Here is a 19,679-nt window from a genome sequence, read left to right on the forward strand (position 1 = left end):
AGGTTCGTGCGGTAGTACACCGCCACCAGCAGAACCCGGTCCGCCAACGGCAGGCACCACGGCCGGCCACCACCGGGCCCGTTCCCGCCCCGCTCGCGCACCACCTTCACCAGCCTCGCGAACCGGTCCATACGCAAGCCCGTGAACGTCTCCACCCACACCGGCTCAGCCCTCAACACCCCACCCATACAGGCAAAATGCCCGCCGCAAAGCCTTCTGCAACACCCTTTAGTACTGCGACCGCAAGTGCTCCCAGAAGCCGTCCCGCAACGCCCGCCGCAGGTCCGCCTGGCCGCGCAGCGAGTACTGCAGGAGGCCCTCCGCCTCCACGAGCAGGTCCTGGTCCACCGAGCCGGGCAGGTACGGGTGCCCGGGCAGCAGCTCCACCAGCGTGTCCCGGCCGCGTGCCGCCAGCCACTTCGCGGCGATCTGCGCACCCACGAACCGCACGTCCTCGCGGCTGGGCCGGCCCGCAGCCGACTCATGGACGGGGGCCGTGCGGCGCGAGACGTACGGCTTGAAGAAGTCGAGGTCGAAGGTGCGCTGGCTGTCGACCTCCCACAGGAGGGGCTCCGCCTGGTTGCGGCCCTCCGGCGCCTCGATGCCCCAGAGGTGAACCCGGGCGCCGTACCCCTGGGCCGCCTCCACCGCCGACACCAGATCCTCGTCGCCGCCCAGCAGGGCCGCGTCGCTGATGGCGCGGTGCCGGGCGAGGGACTCCAGGTCGGAGCGGATGAGGGAGTCGACGCCCTTCTGCTGGTTGTTGGCGTTGAGGTTGCCGAGCCGCACCTTGACGTCCGGCAGTTCCGCGACGGTCTGCTGCTCTGCCGTGTGGATGCGGCGCCGGGCACCGTCGTACCAGTAGACCCGCAGCAGCCGGCTGTCCGCGAAGATCGTGCGGGCCTTGTCGATGAGCGCGTCGATCAGGCCTTCGGCGTCGAGGTCGAAGGCGCGACGGTCCTCCGTGCCGGCGACGAGGCGTCCCGCGGCCGCGTACAGATACCCGGCATCGACGAAGATCGCGTGGGTGGAGGGCGTCTTCGCCACCTCGGCGAGCATGCGCTGGAGCAGCTCGTTGGTGCGTTCGATGCGGGCGTGGAGGGCCGCGAGGTCGTCGTTCATCACCTCCATTGTCCCGGCGGTCACGCTGCGAACACAACCGGTCCCGGTCGGTCCCGTAACGACACTCTTACGCCTTGGTAATTAGCCGTTCGAAAAATTTCCTTAGCGTAGGGAATGTTTGACCCATGCATCCCTGTTGACCCATACGGAACACCGAGCACCGAGCCCGGTGGGCCGCACACCGAGTAGTTCTCCTCAGGAGGATGACCAGACGAAGGGAGAAGCCCTTGCGCTTCGAAATCATGCGACTCGACGATGTCGACGGCACACCTGTGGACACGACCGTCGTGGACGCCGCCTCCGTCAACCGCATCGTTCAGCAGGCGGCCGCCATAGGGCAGCGCCTCTGGATCCGCCCGGCCGAGACCACGGCCTCATAACGCGCGCAGCTCTCCCACACTTCGCAGCCCCCGCCCGGCATCAGCCATGCGGGGGCTCCGCTGTTGCGGACCTCCGCGGCCCGGGGCGTACTGGCTCAGGGGCACAGCGCGAACCGGAACAGGACGGTGGAGCATGTCGGTGACGGACCTGACGCACACGGAGCTGCACGAGCAGGCCACCGCCGAGGCCGCCCGGCGCTACGAGGACTCCGCCGTCGAGCGGGAGCGGGTCGAGGGCCGGCTGGCGGCCGGCGTGCGGTTCCCGGACTCCCCGGACGCGCTCGCCGTGCGCGCCGACCGGATCCTCGACCGGGGCGGTCTGTCGCCGTCGGCAGTGGTGGCGGACATCCACCGCGAGGCCATGGACCTGCCCGACGCCAACGAGCGGATCATCGACCTGTCCAACGAGCTCCAGGCCTGGAGTTTCCTGCCGCGCGGGGTCAGGGCCGGGGCCACGGTCGCCCGGATCACCCTGCGGCGCGACGGCCGCGAACTGCCGCACGGCACCGGCTTCATGGTCTCGCCGCGGCTGATGATGACCAACCACCACGTCCTGCCCGACGAGACTTTCGCCCGCCGCTGCTTCGTGGAGTTCAACGCCCAGGTCACGGCCGACAACCTGCCCGACACCGTCGTCCGGATGGAGCTCGACCCCGGAACCTTCTTCGCGGCGGACCGGCGGCTCGACTTCGCCCTCGTGGCGGTGACGCCCGCCCCGGACGGCCCACCGCCGGGTGAGGTCTTCGGCTGGAACCGGCTGAGCGTGCAGATCGGCAAGCTGGTGCTCGGCGAGAAGGTGAACATCATCGGCCACCCGCAGGGGCGGCTGAAGGAGATCGCGCTGCGCGACAACGCGGTGCTGGTCCGGCTCGACGACTTCGTGCACTACACGACCGACACGGAACCGGGGAACTCCGGCTCCCCGGTCTTCAACGACCAGTGGGAGGTCGTGGCGCTGCACCACAGCGGCGTGCCGAAGAAGGACGACCAGGGCCGCGTGCTGCGCAAGGACGGCCGGCCCTGGCAGCAGGGCGACGGCGACGACGCCATCGAATGGGTCGCCAACGAGGGCGTCCGGATCAGCTCGATCCTCAGGCACCTGGCCGGGCTGGACCTCGATCCGGGGCGGCGTGCCCTGCTGGCGGAGATGGGCCCGGACACCGGCCTGGACCAGGCCATGGCCACCGCCCCGGCCCTTCCCACGCCGGCCACCGGGACACAGCCCGAGAGGACGGCCGCGGCACCGCGCGCCACGATCCCGCCCGCCCCCGCGGCACCGGCGACGGGCCCCACGACCGGGAGCGAGGCCACCGCCCGGAAACCCCAGGTCGGGCTCCGGGCCCGCGGTACCGCCTTCGGCGGCCGTCAGCACCTGGTCTTCCTGCACGGCCGGGACCAGCAGGACAACCACCCCGACGATCTCCGCCGCACCTGGACGGCCGGCCTGAACCGCGGCCTCACCCTGGCGGCGCTTCCCCCGCTCGACCCGGAGGACGTGTGGTTCCCGTTCTACGGCACGAGACTGCACGGCCTCGTGAGCGGCAGGGAGAGCACGGCCGAGCCCATGGGTCTCGATCAGGTGAGCGCCGCCACTGCGGCCGAGGTGTTCGCCGCGGAGTCACCGACGGGCTCCTACGAGCGGATGCTCTACGAGGCGGCCGCCCGGGCGGGCATGCCGCAGAACGGGCCGGCGACCACGGAGGGCTTCGGCGCGGGCCTGGTCGGGGCGCTGCACCGGCCACTGAGCTGGCTCGCCGCCAGGTCCGACCTGGACGAGTGGACCATCGCCACGTTCCTGCGGGACGTCGACCTGTACCTCGGTGACAGCGCCGTGCGGCAGGCCGTACTGAACAGCGTCATGGAGACGATGCCCTCCAGCGGCGAGCTGGTGCTGGTCACACACAGCCTGGGCACGGTCGTCGGCATGGACCTCCTGACCCGGCTCCCCGACGGCCTCGACCCCGTCCTGCTGGTCACCGCGGGCAGCCCGCTCGGTCTGGACGGCGTCAACGAGCGGCTCCTCACCCGCGGCCCGCACCAGCCGCCCCGGGTGCGTGACTGGGTCAACGTCTGGTGCCCCACCGACGCGGTGGCCATCGGCTGCCCCCTGGAGGACGAACGGTGGGGGAAGCTCACCCAGCTGGCCGTCCCCAACGGCCGCGACCGCGCGCACAAGATCGACGAGTACCTCGGCCATCCGGGACCGGCCCGGGAGATCCGCAGCGTCCTGACCCTCCAGGCGTGAGGCGGGTCCTCAGCTCCCCTGGATCACCTGCGTGACGCCGTTGATGATCTGCTGCACGGCGATCGCGGAGAGCATCATGCCCGCGAGCCGGGTCACCAGGACCACCCCGCCGTCCTTGATGATCCGGATGATCACCAGCGAGTAGCGCATCACCATCCACAGCACGACATGGATGGCGAGGATCGCCGCCCACACCGACACCTGCGTGGCGACCGTGTGGGCCTTCTGCACCGCGAGGATCACCGACACGATCGCCCCGGGCCCGGCCAGCAACGGCATGCCCAGCGGCACGAGGGCGACGTTCACGTCCTTGGTCTGCTTGGGCTCGTCGGTCTTGCCGGTGAGCAGATCCAGCGCGATCAGCAGGAGCAGCAGACCGCCCGCGATCATCAGCGCGGGCACGGACACATGCAGGTAGTTCAGGATCTGGTGCCCGAGGAGACCGAACACGGTGATCACACCACCGGCGACACAGACGGCCTGGAAGGCCATCCGCTTCTGCACCTTGCCGGGCCGGCCGGCGGTGAGCGCGAGGAAGATCGGCGTGATCCCCGGGGGGTCCATGATGACGAAGAGGGTCAGGAACAGGGAGCCGAAGACGGCGAGGTCGAACATGAGTGAGCCTTGCGCAGGGGGCTGCCGCCGTGGGCGGGCGTTCCGCACGGCGGAACAGGTGGGCACAGCGGGCAGCGCCGGGTGAGAAAGAAACGGACCTACAGGGGGAGAGCGACCTCAGACGGCTCCGCCGGCCCCCGGCACGGGAAACGCCCCGAAGGCCCGTCGGGTGATCTCCCCGTAGACCTCGGGATCCGTCGTGTACTCCCCGAGCAGGCACGTCTTCCGGCTGCCGTGGTAGTCCGACGACCCCGTGACGAGCAGCCCGAGCTCCTTCGCCAGTCCCCGCAGCCGCGCGCGCGTGTCCGCGTCATGGTCCATGTGGTCGACCTCGACGCCGTCCAGCCCGGCCGCGGCCATCTCGGCGATGGCGGCCTCCGGCACGGTGCGCCCCCGCTTGGTCGCCCCGGGATGCGCGAACACCGCGACCCCGCCCGCGCCCTTGATCAGCCGGATCGCCTCGAAGGGGTCGGTCTCGTGCTTCTCCACGAAGACCCGGCCGCCGTCGGCGAGCCAGTCCTGCGTGAAGGCGTCGTTCACGGTGGGCACGACACCCAGCTCGACGAGCGCGCTCGCCACATGCGGACGCCCGACGGACCCGTCACCGGCGATCCGCGCCACCTGCTCCCACGTCACGGGCACGCCGAGCTCCTGGAGCTTGGCGATCATGCCGCGGGCGCGCGGGACCCGGTCGTCCCGGACCAGCTCCCGCTCGGCGAGCAGCGCCGGCTCCTCGGCGTCGAAGAGGTAGGCCAGCATGTGCATGCTGATCCCGTCGAGCCGGCAGGAGAGCTCCGCGCCGGTGACCAGCGTGACTCCCTCGGGCAGGGCTGCGATCGCCTCGGCATGCCCGCGCGTGGTGTCGTGATCGGTCAGGGCGACGACGTCCAGCCCGGCCACAGCGGCCTTGCGCACCAGCTCGGCGGGCGTGTCCGTACCGTCGGAGGCGGTGGAGTGGGTGTGCAGGTCGATACGCACGACACGGACTCCAGACACGGACGACACGAACAGGGCTGCTCAAGGATAACCGGATTTTCGACGCCCGATGTCACACCTGAACCCGGCAAGCGCCCCCTACACGCACGTGCCCCCCGACCCCTCACGCCCCCAGCAGGCGCGGCGACAGGGCGCCACAGGGAACCAGCTCGACCTCCGCCCCGGCGTCCCGCAGGTCCGTCAGCACCAGCTCGTCGTACATCAGCAGCCCCGACTGCTCGGGCCACACCACGGCCCACAGCCACATCCCCAGCGCCTCACCGGCGAAGACGGCCCGGTCGTCCGGCGCCCCGGCCACGTGCCACAACGGCGTGGGACGCCCGGCGGCCAGCACCTTGGCCTGGGGCGGCTTCTCGACGTTCATGTGCGGCCCGGGGTCGGGGCCGTCCATGCCCGCGTACCGCGCACCGAGCCCGACCCCCAGTTCCTCGGCCACCAGGATCAGCTCGCCCATTCCCCCGAGCGGCCCGGGTCCGGTGCAGGCGACGGCGGTCGCACGGCCGCCCGTTCGGTCGTCCCCCGCACAGGCCACGCCCGTGAACAGCCATCCGACCGGCAGCGGCCACGGCATCCACAACGGCACCTGGGTGCGGTGCACCACGACGTTGAGGGCGTCGACGCTGGGCGGTATCACGGGCTGCACCGGATGGACGGTGCCGTGCACATCGCACTGCCACGAGTCGGAGAAGAGGCCGGGAGCCCTGACCCGGCCACCGCACTTCGGGCAACTGGGTTCGCCCCTCATAGGGCCCCACGGTCCTACCCCCGCCCCGTCGCGTCAAGGACGATCACCCATCCGGACGGAACCCTTCACCACCCGCACTAGATGTAGCTTGCATTAATTAGCCTCCCTAACTTAGTGTGTGTATAGACCAACCATCTCCGTCCCGGGAAAGGGAGCAAGCAATGGACCCCTTCGACGCCGGAGCGGGCGGCCTCCTGAAGCAGCCCAAGTCCGTGTGGGCGACCGCCGGGGCGTCGGTCGTCGCCTTCATGGGCATCGGGCTCGTCGACCCGATCCTGCCGTCCATCGCCCAGGGCCTGGACGCCACGGCCGGCCAGGTCTCCCTGCTCTTCACCTCGTACTTCCTCATCACCGCCGTCGCGATGCTGGTGACCGGCTTCGTCTCCAGCCGGATCGGCGGCCGCAAGACCCTGCTGCTCGGCCTCGCGTTCGTCGTGGTGTTCGCCGGGCTCGCGGGCACCTCCGGATCCGTCGGCGAGCTGGTCGGCTTCCGGGCCGGCTGGGGCCTCGGCAACGCCCTGTTCGTCTCGACGGCCCTCGCGGTCATCGTCGGCGCGGCGGCCGGCGGCAGCGCCGCTGCGATCCTGCTGTACGAGTCGGCCCTCGGCCTCGGCATGGCCTGCGGCCCGCTGCTGGGCGCCCTGCTCGGCGACGCCAGCTGGCGCTACCCGTTCTTCGGCACGGCGTTCCTGATGGCCGTCGGCTTCCTGTGCATCACGGTGTTCCTCAAGGAGCAGCCCAAGCCGGCCCGCAAGACCGCGCTGCTGGACCCGATCAAGGCCCTCGGCCACGGCGGCCTCGCCTCCGCGGCGGTCTCGGCGTTCTTCTACAACTACACGTTCTTCACCGTGCTGGCCTTCACCCCGTTCGTGCTGAACATGAGCCCGTACCGGTCGGGGGCGGTGTTCTTCGCCTGGGGTGTGCTGCTCGCCGTCTTCTCGGTGATCGTCGCGCCCCGGCTCCAGAAGCGGTTCGGGTCGCTGAAGGTGCTCGGCGGTTCGCTGGTGCTGCTCGCGGCCGACGTGCTGGTGCTCGGCTACGGCTCCCACACCACCGCCGTCGTGTGCACGATCCTGTCCGGCGCCTTCATCGGCGTGAACAACACCGTCTACACCGAGCTGGCCCTCGGCGTCTCGGACGCGCCCCGGCCGGTGGCGAGCGCGGGCTACAACTTCGTGCGCTGGTTCGCGGCGGCGGCCGCTCCGTACTTCGCGCCGAAGATCGAGGAGTGGACCGACATCCACATCCCGTTCGTGGTGGCGGCGGTCACCGCGGTCGCGGGCGCGATCGTGGTCGTCGTCCGGCGTAAGGCCCTCACCCACGAAGCGGAGGAGATCGAGCCGAAGCACCAGATCGAGGACAGCGTCACGGTCTTCGCCAACTGACGCTTCGCGGCTCGGTGTTGGTGAGCTTCCTCACTCCAGCGGGACGGACTTCCGGGACGGATCCCGGAGGTCCGTCCCCTGGTTCAGCCACCGCTCCTGGAGCGCCTGCGCGCCGTGCACGCGCTTCCAGGCGGCCTCGTTCGGGGTCATCGGCAGCAGCGGCAGGAACCGCACGGGGTCGAGGGGCTCGTCGAGTTCCAGATCCTCCACCAGGCCGCCCGGCTCGGCGACCAGGACCGAGGTGAAGGGGGCGCCGGGCCACAGCGGCTCACCGACGTCGAGGGACGCTCCGGGAGCCACGACCAGGCCCTCCACCTGCGGGGACGCGGCGAGCACGGCGAGCGGGCGGAGCACCTTGTCGGTGTCGGCGAGTCCGGAACGGACCGAGAGGACCAGTTCGGCCCGCGGGCCCCTGACCGGGTCGGCGACCACCGCCGTGGGGTCCGTCATGGGGTGCGCGGACATGCCGAGCGAGGCGTAGCGGACGATGCCGCCCCCCTGGAAGCGGAGCACCTCGACGCGGTCCGTGCCCAGGAAGGTGACCGCCGCGCGCGCGTCCGGTTCGCCCAGCGCGGTGCGCAACCGGGCCTCGACCAGAGGAAGAACATCTGCCATGCGGCGAGCATAGAACTCGTCAGTAGCGGGCAAAGCAGCACCTTGACAGTTGCGTCGGCTGCTACTCTTGCCCGGTGGTTCGGGGCAGCACGCAGAAGCGTCGCGATCAAGCCCCGACGCCGAAGGAACTCCCTTACGAGGGACCGGCCGGAGGAGGTGGGGCTGCAATGGATCGAAGTCGACCGTGCAGTAGCACCACGCTCTTCGCGCCGCTGATGTAGCCGCTTCTGTCTCTGGCTGCCACCTCTCGCACTCGCTTCACCGCGGAAGAGCGCTTCGTTTCGCTTTGCCTGATCTGCCTCAGTAGCTGAATCAGTAACGAAACCGGCCACCGCGACGGTGCGGTGCTCCCCGCTTTGTGGACGTGCCAAACATCCGTAGTCCCTACGTCCTCATTCCGGGCAGTTCCACCCGTCGCCGGCGCCGTTCGTTGCCCGCCCGCGAAGGAGCCCGCCATGTCGATGATCCGCGACCTGCGCGCAGTCGTCCGTCCGTCCCGTGTGTCGCTGCGCAAGGACGGCGGGACCTACGACTCCACCCGCAGCCCCGCGGCGTCCTCCGCCGTCGTCGACTGCGCCGTCTACCGCGACGGCCGCCGCATCGAGACCGAGAACGCGCTGACCCCGCACGAGGCGGTGCGCCTGGTGCGCCGCGACGGGGGCTTCGTGTGGATCGGCCTGCACGAGCCGACGGAGGCCGAATTCTCCGGCATCGCCGGTGAGTTCGGACTGCACCCGCTGGCCGTGGAGGACGCCGTCCAGGCCCACCAGCGGCCCAAGCTGGAGCGCTACGACGACTCCCTCTTCACGGTCTTCAAGACCATCCACTACGTCGAGCACGACCAGCTCGACGCCAACAGCGAGGTCGTCGAGACCGGCGAGGTCATGTGCTTCACCGGACGGGACTTCTTCATCACCGTCCGGCACGGCGGGCAGGGCTCGCTGCGGGCCCTCAGGCACCGTCTCCAGGACGACCCCGAGCTGCTCGCCAAGGGCCCCTCTGCCGTGCTGCACGCCATCGCCGACCACGTGGTCGACGGGTACATCGCCGTCGCCGACGCGGTGCAGGACGACATCGACGAGGTGGAGACCGAGGTGTTCTCCCCGGGCCGCAAGGGCGCGCCGCGCGGTTCGGACGCCGGCCGGATCTACCAACTCAAGCGCGAGGTGCTGGAGTTCAAGCGGGCCGTGTCGCCGCTGCTGCGGCCCATGCAGCTGCTGAGCGAGCGGCCGATGCGGCTGATCGACCCGGACATCCAGAAGTACTTCCGGGACGTCGCCGACCACCTGGCCCGCGTCCAGGAGCAGGTCCTCGGCTTCGACGAACTGCTCAACTCCATCCTCCAGGCCAACCTCGCGCAGGCGTCCGTCGCACAGAACGAGGACATGCGGAAGATCACCTCGTGGGCCGCGATCATCGCCGTGCCGACGATGGTGTGCGGGGTGTACGGCATGAACTTCGACCACATGCCGGAGCTGCACTGGCGCTACGGCTACCCGGCGATCATGGGCGTCACGGTGGTCATCTGCCTCGGCATCCACCGCACCCTGAAGCGGAACGGATGGCTGTGAGCGGCCTGGATAGGCTGGGCCCCATGACAAGCGAGCTGCTCGAGCAGGCCCTCGTCGAGGAGGCCACGAAGAAGTCCGGCCTCGTCTGGGTCCAGGGCCCCGACGGCCCGGCGCGTGCGCTGTGGCACGTGTGGCACGAGGGTGCCGCTTGCCTGGTCGGTGACGGGCCCGGCGAGCAGCCGCTGCCGGGGCTGGCCGACGGCGCCGAGGCGAAGGTGACGGTCCGCAGCAAGGACAAGGGCGGCCGGCTCCTCACCTGGACGGCCCGGGTCAGCCAGCTCGCACCGGGCTCCGAGGCGTGGGACGCGGCGGTCGCCGAGCTCAAGGGCAAACGGCTGAACGCGCCCGACGGCGAGGCCGTGCCCGAGCGCTGGGCCCGCGAGTGCCGGGTGCTGCGCCTGGAGCCGACCGGGGTGACGGCGCCGCTGCCCGACGGCTCCCTGTCCGAGCCGCCCCTGCCCTCCCCGGCGATCACCCGCCGGCCGATCCCGGCGGGTCTGCCCCGCCTGCTGCTGAAAAGGCGCAAACGGGCCTGAGGGCCTACGACGCCGGCAGCTGCTTGCCGTAGTCCACCGTCTCGTTCTTCTCCGGCTCCCTGAGGGAGAAGTCCTCACCCCAGGCGGAGAACGTGAGGGTGCCGGCCCCGCCGGCCCGCGCCAGGCGCAGGGGGTACGGCTTGCCCTCCAGGGAGACCTCCAGCGTGCCGCCGGAGCCCTTGTCGCCGGTGACGCGGATGGTGCGGACGCCCGCCTCCTCGTCGTGGCCGTCCGTGGCGAGCGTCCCGTGCAGGGTCAGCAGACCGTCGAGGAGGAGAGCCTTGTCCGTGAAACCGCTGAACTTCTTGTACGAGGGGTCGCCCTGCGGCACCTTCACGTACTTGCCGCCGAGCTTGGAGGCCGCCGCCGCGTCCCCCTTGCCGCCCCCGCCCCGGCCGCTGCCGTGACTCCAGAACTCGGCGTCCGCCTTGACGTAGAGCTGCTCGCCGATGCGCAGCAGCTTGAAGGTCGTGCCCTGGGTGGTGACCGAACCGTCGCCGCCGTCGTCCTTCAGCCGCATGTCGAGCGCGTACGTCCGCTCGCCGCTGACGACGTTGCCGTGCACCCGGACCGCCCCGGCGGACCCGGCGACCGACCGGGTCTTGCTCTGGATCTTGGCGGCGGGGAGTCTGCCGACTCCGTTGGTGCCCTCGTTCGGATCCTCCGCACAGCCGGTGAGCACCGTTCCCGTCACGAGCAACGCGCACGTCGCGCTGGCGAGTGCGGCACCGCGGCTGCGGCTCTGGCGCATCGGAGTCACAGGTGGAGCTGCCTCTCTGACGGGAGACCTGAACGGCGTACCGCAGGGTACCGGGGTCGTGCGGGCGGGTCGGAGCCAGTCCGTCCGGACCGCCCGCCGACGCAGCCCCGATCGGGACGGGCTAGCCTGAAGCCCACCCGAGCGGGCAATTCGGAAGACACAGGCACAAGGACAGCCGCACAGACAGCCACCACGAACCACCCCGCACGAAAAGGAGCCGCGGCCATGGCAGCGGGCGCCCCCCGGATCTTCGTATCGCACCTCCAAGGTGTCGCCGTCTTCGACCCAGCCGGTGACCAGGTGGGGCGGGTGCGCGATCTGGTCGTCATGCTGCGGGTGGGGCAGCGACCGCCGAGGCTGCTCGGTCTCGTCGTCGAACTCGCCACCCGCCGCCGTATCTTCCTGCCGATGACCCGGGTCACCGCCATCCAGTCCGGCCAGATCATCACCACCGGCGTCCTCAACGTCCGGCGCTTCGAGCAGCGGCCCACCGAGCGGCTGGTCTTCGGGGAGCTGCTGGACCGGCGCGTGACGCTCACCGAGACCGGCGAGGAGGTGACCGTCCTCGACCTGTCGGTGCATCAGCTGCCGGCCCGTCGGGAGTGGGAGATCGACCGGGTCTTCGTCCGCAAGGGCAGGAAGGGCAGTGCCTTCCGGCGCGCCAAGGGCGAGGCGCTGACCGTCGAGTGGACCGCCGTCACCGGCTTCTCCCTGGAGGAGCAGGGGCAGGGCGCCGAGAACCTGCTCGCCACCTTCGAGCAGCTGCGCCCCGCCGACCTGGCCAACGTCCTGCACCACCTCTCCCCCAAGCGCCGGGCCGAGGTCGCCGCCGCCCTCGACGACGACCGGCTCGCCGATGTGCTGGAGGAGCTGCCGGAGGACGACCAGATCGAGATCCTCGGCAAGCTGAAGGAGGAGCGCGCCGCCGACGTCCTGGAGGCCATGGACCCCGACGACGCGGCCGACCTGCTGGGCGAGCTGCCGACGGACGAGCAGGAGCGGCTGCTGAGCCTGATGCAGCCCGGCGACGCGGCCGACATGCGGCGCCTGATGTCGTACGAGGACCGCACGGCGGGTGGTCTGATGACCACCGAGCCGATCGTGCTGCGCCCGGACGCCACCGTCGCCGACGCCCTGGCCCGGGTCCGCAACCGCGACCTCTCCCCCGCGCTCGCCGCCCAGGTCTACGTGTGCCGGCCCCCGGACGAGACGCCGACCGGCAAGTACCTGGGCACCGTCCACTTCCAGCGCCTGCTGCGCGAACCACCGCCGACCCTGGTCAGTTCCATCGTGGACAGCGACCTGCAGCCCCTCGACCCCGAGGCCGACCTTCCGGCCATCGCGGGCTTCTTCGCCACGTACGACATGGTCGCGGCGCCGGTCGTCGACGAGGCCGGGTCGCTGCTGGGCGCGGTGACCGTGGACGACGTGCTCGACCACATGCTCCCCGAGGACTGGCGGGAGACGGAGTTCCACCTGGACGAGGAGGTGGCGACCGATGGTTCCTGAGCGCGACACGGTGCGCGAGCGCACCCTGGCGGGCGCCACGGCGGCCTCCCGGCCGCGCACCCGCCTCGACCAGCCGGGAGTGCCCCGGCGCCGGATCCTGCCCGAGTACGACCCGGACGCCTTCGGACGGTTCTCGGAACGCATCGCGCGCTTCCTCGGCACCGGACGGTTCCTGGTCTGGATGACGGCGGCCATCGTCCTGTGGGTGGCCTGGAACAGCCTCGCCCCGCGCCACCTGCGCTTCGACGAGTACCCCTTCATCTTCCTGACCCTGATGCTGTCCCTCCAGGCCTCCTACGCGGCCCCGCTGATCCTGCTCGCGCAGAACCGGCAGGACGACCGCGACCGGGTCAACCTGGAGCAGGACCGCAAGCAGAACGAGCGGTCGATCGCGGACACCGAGTACCTGACGCGCGAGATCGCCGCCCTGCGCATCGGCCTGGGCGAGGTCGCCACCCGCGACTGGATCCGCTCGGAGCTGCAGGACATGGTCAAGGAAATGGAGGAACGGCAGAACGGCCACCGGCACGACCCCGTCGTATTCCCGGCGGAACGGTCACGGGGACGTGACGCAGACGACCGCTGAGACGCTTTCCTACGCCCCGGTACGGCGCCGTACCATCGTCCTTATGGCTACGGAAGACGCGGTGCGCGAGGCACTGGCGACGGTGAACGACCCCGAGATCCACAAGCCCATCACCGAACTCGGGATGGTCAAATCCGTGGAGATCGGTGCGGACGGGGCGGTCGCGGTCACCGTGTACCTCACGGTCTCGGGCTGCCCGATGCGGGACACGATCACGCAGCGCGTGACCGACGCGGTCTCCGCGGTCGAGGGCGTCACCCGCGTCGACGTCACGCTCGACGTGATGAGCGACGAGCAGCGCAAGGAGCTGGCGTCCGCCCTGCGCGGCGGCCAGACCGAGCGCGAGGTCCCCTTCGCCAAGCCGGGCAGCCTGACCCGCGTCTACGCGGTCGCCTCCGGCAAGGGCGGCGTCGGCAAGTCCTCGGTGACGGTCAACCTGGCCGCGGCGATGGCGGCCGACGGCCTCAAGGTCGGTGTCGTCGACGCCGACATCTACGGCCACTCCGTGCCGCGCATGCTGGGCGCCGACGGCCGCCCCACCCAGGTCGAGAACATGATCATGCCGCCGTCCGCGAACGGCGTGAAGGTCATCTCCATCGGCATGTTCACTCCCGGCAACGCCCCGGTCGTCTGGCGCGGCCCGATGCTCCACCGCGCCCTCCAGCAGTTCCTGGCGGACGTGTACTGGGGCGACCTGGACGTCCTGCTCCTGGACCTGCCGCCCGGCACCGGCGACATCGCGATCTCCGTCGCCCAGCTGGTCCCGAACGCGGAGATCCTGGTCGTGACCACCCCGCAGCAGGCGGCGGCCGAGGTCGCCGAGCGCGCGGGCTCCATCGCCGTGCAGACCCACCAGAAGATCGTCGGCGTGGTCGAGAACATGTCCGGCCTGCCCTGCCCGCACTGCGACGAGATGGTCGACGTCTTCGGCACGGGCGGCGGCCAGACGGTCGCCGACGGCCTGACCCGCACGACCGGCACGAACGTCCCGGTCCTCGGCAGCATCCCCATCGACGTCCGCCTCCGCGAGGGCGGCGACGACGGCAAGCCGGTCGTCCTGACGGACCCGGACTCCCCGGCGGGCTCGGCGCTGCGCGCGATCGCGGGCAAGCTGGGCGGCCGCCAGCGGGGCCTGTCGGGCCTGTCCCTGGGGATCACGCCGCGGAACAAGTTCTGATCCGAACGCGGCAGACGGCGAAGGGGCGCCGCAACCAACCGGCGCCCCACGGCTCACTCGTACGCGGCGATGTCCTTCACCGCGGCGAAGCCGAGCCCATACGCACTCATGCCCCTGCCGTACGCCCCGACGTGAACCCCGGCCGACGTGGAACCGGCGAGCACCCAGCCGAACTCGGACTCCCGGTAGTGGAACGCCGTGGGCACCCCGTCCACCGGAAGCGACAGGGTCGACCAGTCGGATCCGTCCAGGTCGTCCGCCAGCACCCACGCCGTCTCCGTCTGCTGCTCCAGCCAGTCGTCCCGCAGCGCGTGGTCCATCTGCCCGGGCCAGGTGAAGGACAGCAGCCCCACGCCCGCGAGCCACGCCGCGGAGGACACCGACGTGGCCTCCAGCAGCCCGGTTCCGTCCGCCGTGCGGCGTGAGGGATTGGCCGCCACGGTCACCACGACCGCGAACTTCTCCTTGGCGTCCGGATCGCCCCCGGCGACATGCTCGTTGCGCACCGTGGGCTCGTCGCCGTGCCCGATCGACCCGTGTTCGACGGCTCCGTCGGCCGTCGTACCGACCTGCATCAGCCAGCGCGGCCCCGTGAAGGCCTCGTCGAGGCCGTACCACGGGAAGGGCGCACGCAGGTAGCCGTCGACCGTACGCCGGGCGGAGGGGGCCTGTTGCGCACCCTCCGCGGCCGGCGTCTGCGCGACTGCCCGACTCGTCGTCTCCATGTGCCCGCACGCCTCCTCGCTCTAGTCGGACCGGAACGGCCCGCCCCCCTTCGGGCGTACTCGTCACGGTCCGCACAACAACTCGGCAGCATAGCCACACCGCTGCGAGCAGCAGGGAAACCGCCCGGCGCGTGGGCCGCACGGGCGCCCGGTTCAGGCCGTAGACAGCCCGACCGGAGTATGAAACGCGTCACGCACACGGGGGCGTACGCCCCTGGGCGTATCGCTCAGGTGGCGTCCGCGTCGAAGGGCGGCCGGTCGTCCGGGTCGGGCGTCTCCGGCTTCTTCGTCATGTCGATACGGCCGCCGGAGGAGGTGTCGGAGTCACGGCTGTGGACGGCGTCGGTGACCTCCGCCATTTCCTTCTTCAGGTCGAAGCCGTTGCGGATCTCCTTGAGCCCCAGGTCCTCGTTGTCCAGCTGCTTGCGGATGAACGTCTTGGGGTTCAGGTCCTCGAACTCGAAGTCCTTGAACTCCGGGCCCAGTTCCTCGCGGATGTCGTTCTTCGCGCTCTCCGAGAACTCACGGATCTTCCGGATCGTGCGCGTGACGTCCTGGATGACCTTGGGGAGCTTGTCCGGACCGAAGACGAGCACGGCGAGGACGATGAGCGTCACCAGCTCGAGTGGTCCTATGTCATTGAACACCTGAAGCTCCTTGCGATGTCCTCGGTCCTCGGTCCTCGGCCCTCGTGGTCGGTGCGGGTCTTGCCGTGGTCCGGGCCGGATCCACGGTACCCGGCGATCCTGTCCGACCGGTACTGTCCCGGGACCTCCGCGTGCGGGAGGTGGGAGCGCTTTCCCGATTGTTTGCCTTGTCGGTCCCTTGTGGGGCCTGATGAGACGTCTCCCCGGGTCCCGGACATCGTGTCTCAGCCACCGGACGATCCGAGGAGGAGGGAGACCGTCCGCTCCTTGCCGGCGCGCTCCACGGTCAGCTCCAGCCGGTCTCCGGGGCGGTGCGCCCGGGTCTTGACGATCAGCTCCTCGCCGCTGTGCACCCGCCCGCCGTCGACCTCCGTGATGACGTCGCCCGCCTTGATCCCGGCCTTGGCGCCCGGGCCGCCCACGGTGACCGGCGGTCCGCCCTCGCTGCCCTCGGTGGCGACGCGGGCGCCGTCGCCCGTGTAGTCCATGTCCAGGGTGATGCCGATGACCGGGTGGGTCGCCTTCCCGGTGTTGATCAGCTCCTCGGCGACGCGCTTGCCCTGGTTGATGGGGATGGCGAAGCCGAGGCCTATCGAACCGGACCGGCCGCTGTCCTGGGTGGAGCCGCCGTCGGCCGAGCGGATGGCCGAGTTGATGCCGATGACCCGGGCCCGGGCGTCGAGCAGCGGCCCGCCGGAGTTGCCGGGGTTGATGGGTGCGTCGGTCTGCAGCGCGTCGACGTACGACACGTCGCTGCCGTCGCCCTTCTCGCCGCCGGCCGTGATGGGCCGCTGCTTGGCGCTGATGATGCCGGAGGTGACCGTGCCGGCCAGGTCGAAGGGGGCGCCGATGGCCACGACCGGGTCGCCGACCTGCACGTTGTCCGAGTTGCCCAGCGGCAGAGGGGTGAGTCCGCTGACGCCCTTCACCTTCACGACGGCCAGGTCGTAGCCGCTGTCCCGGCCGACGACCTCGGCCTGCGCGGTCTCCCCGCCGTTGAACGTCACGGTGATCTCGCCGCCCGATCCGGCGGGCTGCACGACGTGGTTGTTGGTGAGGATGTGCCCGCGGGTGTCGAGCACGAAGCCGGTGCCCGTGCCCTGCTCGCCCGCGCCGCTGACATGCAGGGTGACCACGCTGGGCAGGGCCCGCCCGGCGATCCCGGCCACACTGTCCGCGTCCCGCGCGGAGGCCTCCTTCCCGGCCTGCGGCAGCTCGACGGTCCCGACGCCTCCGTTCCGCTCCAGATACGTCCCTACGACACCGCCGACGCCCCCGGACACGAGCGCGAGCAGCACGGCACCGAGCACCAGGGACTTCCTGCCCCGCTTGTGCCGCTGCTCCGTGCTGAGCACGGCGGCGCCGTTCTGCTGAAGAGGCCCGTGCCCTCCGGCGACCGCGGGAGCCGCCCAGGGGTCGTAGCGCCGCCAGGGGTCGGAGGCGGGGGCGTGCACGGCAGCGTCGGCGTGGACCGGCGCGGCCGGCAGGGACGCGGGGGCGCTGGGGGCCGGGGCGGGCGGTGTGCCGTGTGGCGGCGCGACGGCGGGGGTGCCCGGTACGGTCGGCTGCCCCGGTATCGCCATGCCCTGCGCGGGTGTCGTCGCCGGGTGCTGGACGGGCGGCGCGGGTGCCCAGGGGCCGGGTTCGCCGTAGGGCGGGGTGCTGTACGGGTCCGGGTCGTGCAGCGGCCTGGGAGCGGCGCCCTCGGCCGGCACGGCGTGCGGGGCGGAGGCGACGGGGACGTCCTGGCCGGCCTCGCGGGCTGCGGGGACGGAGGCGGCGGCCTCCGCGGGGGCCTCGCCGGAGACGGCCGGGGCGGCGACAGGGTCGTCCGTCTCCACCGCCTCGGGACGCCTCAACTCGTAGTCGCCATCGTGCCGGGACGCAGGACGTGCCAGCTCGAAGTCCCCGTCACTGCCGGTCAGGTCCTCCCCGACGGCCCCGTCCGTACTCTCCGGCTCCCCCGGAAGGTCCTGCGGCCGTGGACGGCTCCACCACTTCGCTTTCGTGGGCTTCCCCTCGTTCATGCTCTCCCCACAGCCGCGGCACGGCTCGTCGCGGTGGCCGCGGTTCGTCGAATCGGCGCCCGGCCACACCTCGGCCGCGGGCGACAACCCTCGGATTCAATCAGGTTCCCGGGCCGGCGCGCAGAGGCGGTCAGTGAGCCGTACGCGAGGATGCGGGGGAAGAGGGGGACGAGGTGGTGTCCGGCAAGGGCACGGCGAACAGGGGTGCCGTGATGTCGGGGACCGTGGACCACGAGGTCAGGCCGGCCGGCGTGGCCGCCTCGAGCGGACGTATCAGCGGGGACATGACGGCGGCACCGGCCACCACCGGGGCGGTCAGGGCATGCAGCGCGTGATGCCGGGCGGCGGACGGCACCCCGGGCAGCAGCGGACCGGACACCTCGGTCGGAGCGACCGGGGTGTGGCCGAGCATGCTCTGGCCGTGCACCTGCCCGAGCAGCGGCGCCGTCCGGCGGCGCTGGGATTCGGGCGGCGTCGCGGCACCGGTGCCCTGGGTGCGCATCGGTGTCACGTTGCTCCCCGTGCCCTGGCCGCCGCGGGCTTCCGCGTCGGTCGGGACGCCGGTGGTGACGCCGCCCAGCGCGATCGCGGCGAGGGAGACGGCACCGGCGGCCACGAACGCGAACCGCAGCCGCGAGGAGGACCGGTCGGTGTCGGGCCGGCCGACATCGTGAATGCGGAAGCCCTTCCCCGCGGGAAGGCTCCGGCCGCCCGAGGAGGGGGGCAGCACGGGAAGGTGCGGCCGGGACGGGGCATACCCGAACTCGAACCGCTCGCCTCGCTTCACTCCGAAGGCCCCGGACGATCCGAACCGTCCGGACAGCCCTCCGGGCAGCCCTCCCCCGCCCGGCGGTGTGAGATCACCGTCCGGGCCGCCGCCCGCGGGTAGTCCCTGCAGGCGGGCCAGGAAACTTTCGGAGGGGGGCGGCGGGGCCGCCTCCGCGAAGACGTTCTTCAGCCGGCGCTGGGCGTCCACCTCCGTCTTGCACTTCGGGCAGGTGGCCACGTGCGCCAGTACGCGCTCACGCGCGTCATGACCGAGCTCTCCGTCCACCAGGGCGGAGAGTCGGTCTCCCAGATGCTGCTCTGCGAGGTGACCCTCGGAAGCTTCAGGCCGTGATCCGCTCACGCGCTCGCGCCCCCTCCTCCCAGTGCGGGAACACGGGGGACGAAGGAGCGGCGCTCGGCACGCGCCTCCGGGGAGCGGTGCGCGAGGGCCTTGCGCAGCTGGGAGCGGCCACGGTGGATCCGCGAGCGGACCGTGCCGAGCTTGACGCCGAGGGTCGCGGCGATCTCCTCGTACGACAGTCCTTCGATGTCGCACAGGACGACCGCGGCGCGGAACTCGGGGGCGAGGGTGTCGAGGGCCTGCTGGACGTCCGCGTCGAAGTGCGCGTCGTTGAAGACCTGCTGCGGCGTGGGCTCCTTGCTGGGCAGCCGCTCGGCCGCGTCCTCGCCGAGCGCGTCGAAGCGGATGCGCTGCTTGCGGCGGACCATGTCCAGGAAGAGGTTGGTGGTGATGCGGTGCAGCCAGCCCTCGAAGGTGCCCGGCGTGTAGGTCGACAGGGAGCGGAAGACGCGGACGAAGACCTCCTGCGTGAGGTCCTCCGCGTCGTGCTGGTTACCGGTCAGACGGTAGGCGAGCCGGTAGACCCGGCCGCTGTGCGTGCTGACGATCTCCTCCCACGTGGGCGGAGTCCACGCCTGCCCGTCCGCGTCGGTGGTGAAGGTCGCGGTCTGGGCGAAGTCAGCGGCGTGACTGTGGTCAGCAGCGGTGTCGTTCACGGATGTCGGCCTGCCCGCTGATCCGAGGAAGCGCCGGAGCACTCCTGCGCGATCCACAGGCGCAGCCGCACCTCCCCTGTCAGCTCTGGTGGTGTCCAGTGGAGCCCCTACCATAGCCACCTCGCCCGTTAGGACCGGATAAGCGGTTTTACGAGAATTTGATCTGTGCTGATACGCCTCGTACTGCTGCGTCGGCACTTGCTCGGCGTCCTGATGCACCGCCCGCCCCCCGTCCCGGCCCGCGCCACTTGCT

19 protein-coding genes and 1 pseudogene are annotated in these 19,679 nt (G+C 71.2%); 8 read left to right on the forward strand and 12 right to left on the reverse strand.

Annotated features, from left to right (window positions below):
* Positions 1-188, reverse strand: a pseudogene (locus ACIRDU_RS15175) (IS5/IS1182 family transposase); the annotation flags it as partial.
* Between the two features lie 40 nt (positions 189-228).
* On the reverse strand, positions 229-1,131 hold the full coding sequence (locus tag ACIRDU_RS15180; protein ID WP_403580594.1) for an NYN domain-containing protein: 903 nt from the start codon (positions 1,129-1,131) through the stop codon (positions 229-231).
* 218 nt (positions 1,132-1,349) lie between these two features.
* On the opposite strand from ACIRDU_RS15180, the gene ACIRDU_RS15185 reads away from it, so the two are divergent.
* Positions 1,350-1,502, forward strand: a complete 153-nt coding sequence (locus ACIRDU_RS15185; protein WP_094057445.1) for a hypothetical protein — start codon at positions 1,350-1,352, stop codon at positions 1,500-1,502.
* Positions 1,503-1,635: 133 nt separating this feature from the next.
* Complete coding sequence (locus ACIRDU_RS15190; protein ID WP_403579038.1) at positions 1,636-3,747, forward strand: trypsin-like serine peptidase; 2,112 nt, start codon at positions 1,636-1,638, stop codon at positions 3,745-3,747.
* A 9-nt stretch (positions 3,748-3,756) separates the two neighbouring features.
* On the opposite strand, the gene ACIRDU_RS15195 is transcribed toward ACIRDU_RS15190, so the two are convergent.
* The 3 genes from ACIRDU_RS15195 to ACIRDU_RS15205 form a co-directional block, all read right to left on the reverse strand.
* Complete coding sequence (locus ACIRDU_RS15195; protein ID WP_403579040.1) at positions 3,757-4,362, reverse strand: MarC family protein; 606 nt, start codon at positions 4,360-4,362, stop codon at positions 3,757-3,759.
* 117 nt (positions 4,363-4,479) lie between these two features.
* Complete coding sequence (locus tag ACIRDU_RS15200; RefSeq protein ID WP_403579043.1) at positions 4,480-5,340, reverse strand: PHP domain-containing protein; 861 nt, start codon at positions 5,338-5,340, stop codon at positions 4,480-4,482.
* 121 nt (positions 5,341-5,461) lie between these two features.
* Positions 5,462-6,103, reverse strand: coding sequence for a DUF6758 family protein (locus tag ACIRDU_RS15205; RefSeq protein ID WP_361301601.1), 642 nt, complete (start codon positions 6,101-6,103; stop codon positions 5,462-5,464).
* Between the two features lie 161 nt (positions 6,104-6,264).
* Between ACIRDU_RS15205 and ACIRDU_RS15210 the strand changes: the two genes are divergently transcribed.
* Positions 6,265-7,488, forward strand: a complete 1,224-nt coding sequence (locus ACIRDU_RS15210) for an MFS transporter (RefSeq protein ID WP_403579045.1) — start codon at positions 6,265-6,267, stop codon at positions 7,486-7,488.
* A 30-nt stretch (positions 7,489-7,518) separates the two neighbouring features.
* Here ACIRDU_RS15210 and ACIRDU_RS15215 read toward each other — a convergent pair whose 3' ends face one another.
* Positions 7,519-8,103 carry a suppressor of fused domain protein gene (locus ACIRDU_RS15215; RefSeq protein ID WP_403579047.1) on the reverse strand — a complete coding sequence of 195 codons (585 nt, stop codon included), beginning with the start codon at positions 8,101-8,103 and terminating at the stop codon, positions 7,519-7,521.
* 455 nt (positions 8,104-8,558) lie between these two features.
* Here ACIRDU_RS15215 and ACIRDU_RS15220 point away from each other — a divergent pair, with 455 nt between their 5' ends.
* Both ACIRDU_RS15220 and ACIRDU_RS15225 read left to right on the forward strand, forming a co-directional pair.
* Positions 8,559-9,674, forward strand: a complete 1,116-nt coding sequence (locus ACIRDU_RS15220) for a magnesium and cobalt transport protein CorA (RefSeq protein ID WP_403579050.1) — start codon at positions 8,559-8,561, stop codon at positions 9,672-9,674.
* A 23-nt stretch (positions 9,675-9,697) separates the two neighbouring features.
* A complete protein-coding gene (locus ACIRDU_RS15225; protein WP_403579053.1) occupies positions 9,698-10,210 on the forward strand; it encodes a hypothetical protein in 513 nt (170 codons plus the stop codon).
* Positions 10,211-10,214: 4 nt separating this feature from the next.
* Here ACIRDU_RS15225 and ACIRDU_RS15230 read toward each other — a convergent pair whose 3' ends face one another.
* Positions 10,215-10,961 (reverse strand): hypothetical protein, encoded by a 747-nt coding sequence (locus tag ACIRDU_RS15230; protein ID WP_403579056.1) that lies wholly within the window; start codon positions 10,959-10,961, stop codon positions 10,215-10,217.
* A gap of 234 nt (positions 10,962-11,195) precedes the next feature.
* On the opposite strand from ACIRDU_RS15230, the gene ACIRDU_RS15235 reads away from it, so the two are divergent.
* From ACIRDU_RS15235 to ACIRDU_RS15245, 3 genes are read left to right on the forward strand one after another with little or no spacing between them, the layout of a single operon-like run.
* The gene (locus tag ACIRDU_RS15235; protein WP_403579059.1) at positions 11,196-12,479 is read left to right on the forward strand and encodes a magnesium transporter MgtE N-terminal domain-containing protein; all 1,284 of its coding nucleotides are present in this window, start codon (positions 11,196-11,198) and stop codon (positions 12,477-12,479) included.
* Entirely contained in the window at positions 12,469-13,065 is a 597-nt protein-coding gene (locus tag ACIRDU_RS15240) for a DUF1003 domain-containing protein (RefSeq protein ID WP_403579062.1), read from the forward strand. The genes ACIRDU_RS15235 and ACIRDU_RS15240 overlap by 11 nt, the downstream gene beginning before the upstream one ends.
* 43 nt (positions 13,066-13,108) lie before the next feature.
* On the forward strand, positions 13,109-14,242 hold the full coding sequence (locus ACIRDU_RS15245) for an Mrp/NBP35 family ATP-binding protein (protein WP_361301577.1): 1,134 nt from the start codon (positions 13,109-13,111) through the stop codon (positions 14,240-14,242).
* 53 nt (positions 14,243-14,295) lie between these two features.
* On the opposite strand, the gene ACIRDU_RS15250 is transcribed toward ACIRDU_RS15245, so the two are convergent.
* From ACIRDU_RS15250 to sigE, 5 genes are all read right to left on the reverse strand, one after another.
* Positions 14,296-14,967 (reverse strand): hypothetical protein, encoded by a 672-nt coding sequence (locus ACIRDU_RS15250; protein WP_403579065.1) that lies wholly within the window; start codon positions 14,965-14,967, stop codon positions 14,296-14,298.
* 227 nt (positions 14,968-15,194) lie between these two features.
* Positions 15,195-15,614 (reverse strand): sec-independent translocase, encoded by a 420-nt coding sequence (locus tag ACIRDU_RS15255; RefSeq protein WP_403579068.1) that lies wholly within the window; start codon positions 15,612-15,614, stop codon positions 15,195-15,197.
* 224 nt (positions 15,615-15,838) lie between these two features.
* On the reverse strand, positions 15,839-17,641 hold the full coding sequence (locus tag ACIRDU_RS15260) for a trypsin-like peptidase domain-containing protein (protein WP_403579071.1): 1,803 nt from the start codon (positions 17,639-17,641) through the stop codon (positions 15,839-15,841).
* Between the two features lie 130 nt (positions 17,642-17,771).
* Positions 17,772-18,770: an anti-sigma factor family protein gene (locus ACIRDU_RS15265; RefSeq protein ID WP_403579074.1), complete on the reverse strand. Its 999-nt coding sequence runs from the start codon at positions 18,768-18,770 to the stop codon at positions 17,772-17,774.
* Complete coding sequence (sigE, locus tag ACIRDU_RS15270) at positions 18,767-19,468, reverse strand: RNA polymerase sigma factor SigE (RefSeq protein WP_033311073.1); 702 nt, start codon at positions 19,466-19,468, stop codon at positions 18,767-18,769. Before sigE ends, ACIRDU_RS15265 begins: the two co-directional genes overlap by 4 nt.
* Positions 19,469-19,679 lie beyond the last annotated feature (211 nt).

Source organism: Streptomyces sp. NPDC093598 (genome assembly GCF_044764825.1).
Classification (GTDB): domain Bacteria; phylum Actinomycetota; class Actinomycetes; order Streptomycetales; family Streptomycetaceae; genus Streptomyces.

Bases quoted from the DNA above. Each gene is read 5' to 3' on its own strand.
- ACIRDU_RS15245 (WP_361301577.1), top strand. From the start codon at position 13,109: ATGGCTACGGAAGACGCGGTGCGCGAGGCACTGGCGACGGTGAACGAC.
- ACIRDU_RS15180 (WP_403580594.1), bottom strand. From the start codon at position 1,131: ATGGAGGTGATGAACGACGACCTCGCGGCCCTCCACGCCCGCATCGAA.
- ACIRDU_RS15260 (WP_403579071.1), bottom strand. From the start codon at position 17,641: ATGAACGAGGGGAAGCCCACGAAAGCGAAGTGGTGGAGCCGTCCACGG.
- ACIRDU_RS15235 (WP_403579059.1), top strand. From the start codon at position 11,196: ATGGCAGCGGGCGCCCCCCGGATCTTCGTATCGCACCTCCAAGGTGTC.
- ACIRDU_RS15195 (WP_403579040.1), bottom strand. From the start codon at position 4,362: ATGTTCGACCTCGCCGTCTTCGGCTCCCTGTTCCTGACCCTCTTCGTC.
- ACIRDU_RS15205 (WP_361301601.1), bottom strand. From the start codon at position 6,103: ATGAGGGGCGAACCCAGTTGCCCGAAGTGCGGTGGCCGGGTCAGGGCT.
- ACIRDU_RS15215 (WP_403579047.1), bottom strand. From the start codon at position 8,103: ATGGCAGATGTTCTTCCTCTGGTCGAGGCCCGGTTGCGCACCGCGCTG.
- ACIRDU_RS15210 (WP_403579045.1), top strand. From the start codon at position 6,265: ATGGACCCCTTCGACGCCGGAGCGGGCGGCCTCCTGAAGCAGCCCAAG.
- ACIRDU_RS15240 (WP_403579062.1), top strand. From the start codon at position 12,469: ATGGTTCCTGAGCGCGACACGGTGCGCGAGCGCACCCTGGCGGGCGCC.
- ACIRDU_RS15230 (WP_403579056.1), bottom strand. From the start codon at position 10,961: ATGCGCCAGAGCCGCAGCCGCGGTGCCGCACTCGCCAGCGCGACGTGC.
- ACIRDU_RS15250 (WP_403579065.1), bottom strand. From the start codon at position 14,967: ATGGAGACGACGAGTCGGGCAGTCGCGCAGACGCCGGCCGCGGAGGGT.
- ACIRDU_RS15190 (WP_403579038.1), top strand. From the start codon at position 1,636: ATGTCGGTGACGGACCTGACGCACACGGAGCTGCACGAGCAGGCCACC.
- ACIRDU_RS15220 (WP_403579050.1), top strand. From the start codon at position 8,559: ATGTCGATGATCCGCGACCTGCGCGCAGTCGTCCGTCCGTCCCGTGTG.
- ACIRDU_RS15225 (WP_403579053.1), top strand. From the start codon at position 9,698: ATGACAAGCGAGCTGCTCGAGCAGGCCCTCGTCGAGGAGGCCACGAAG.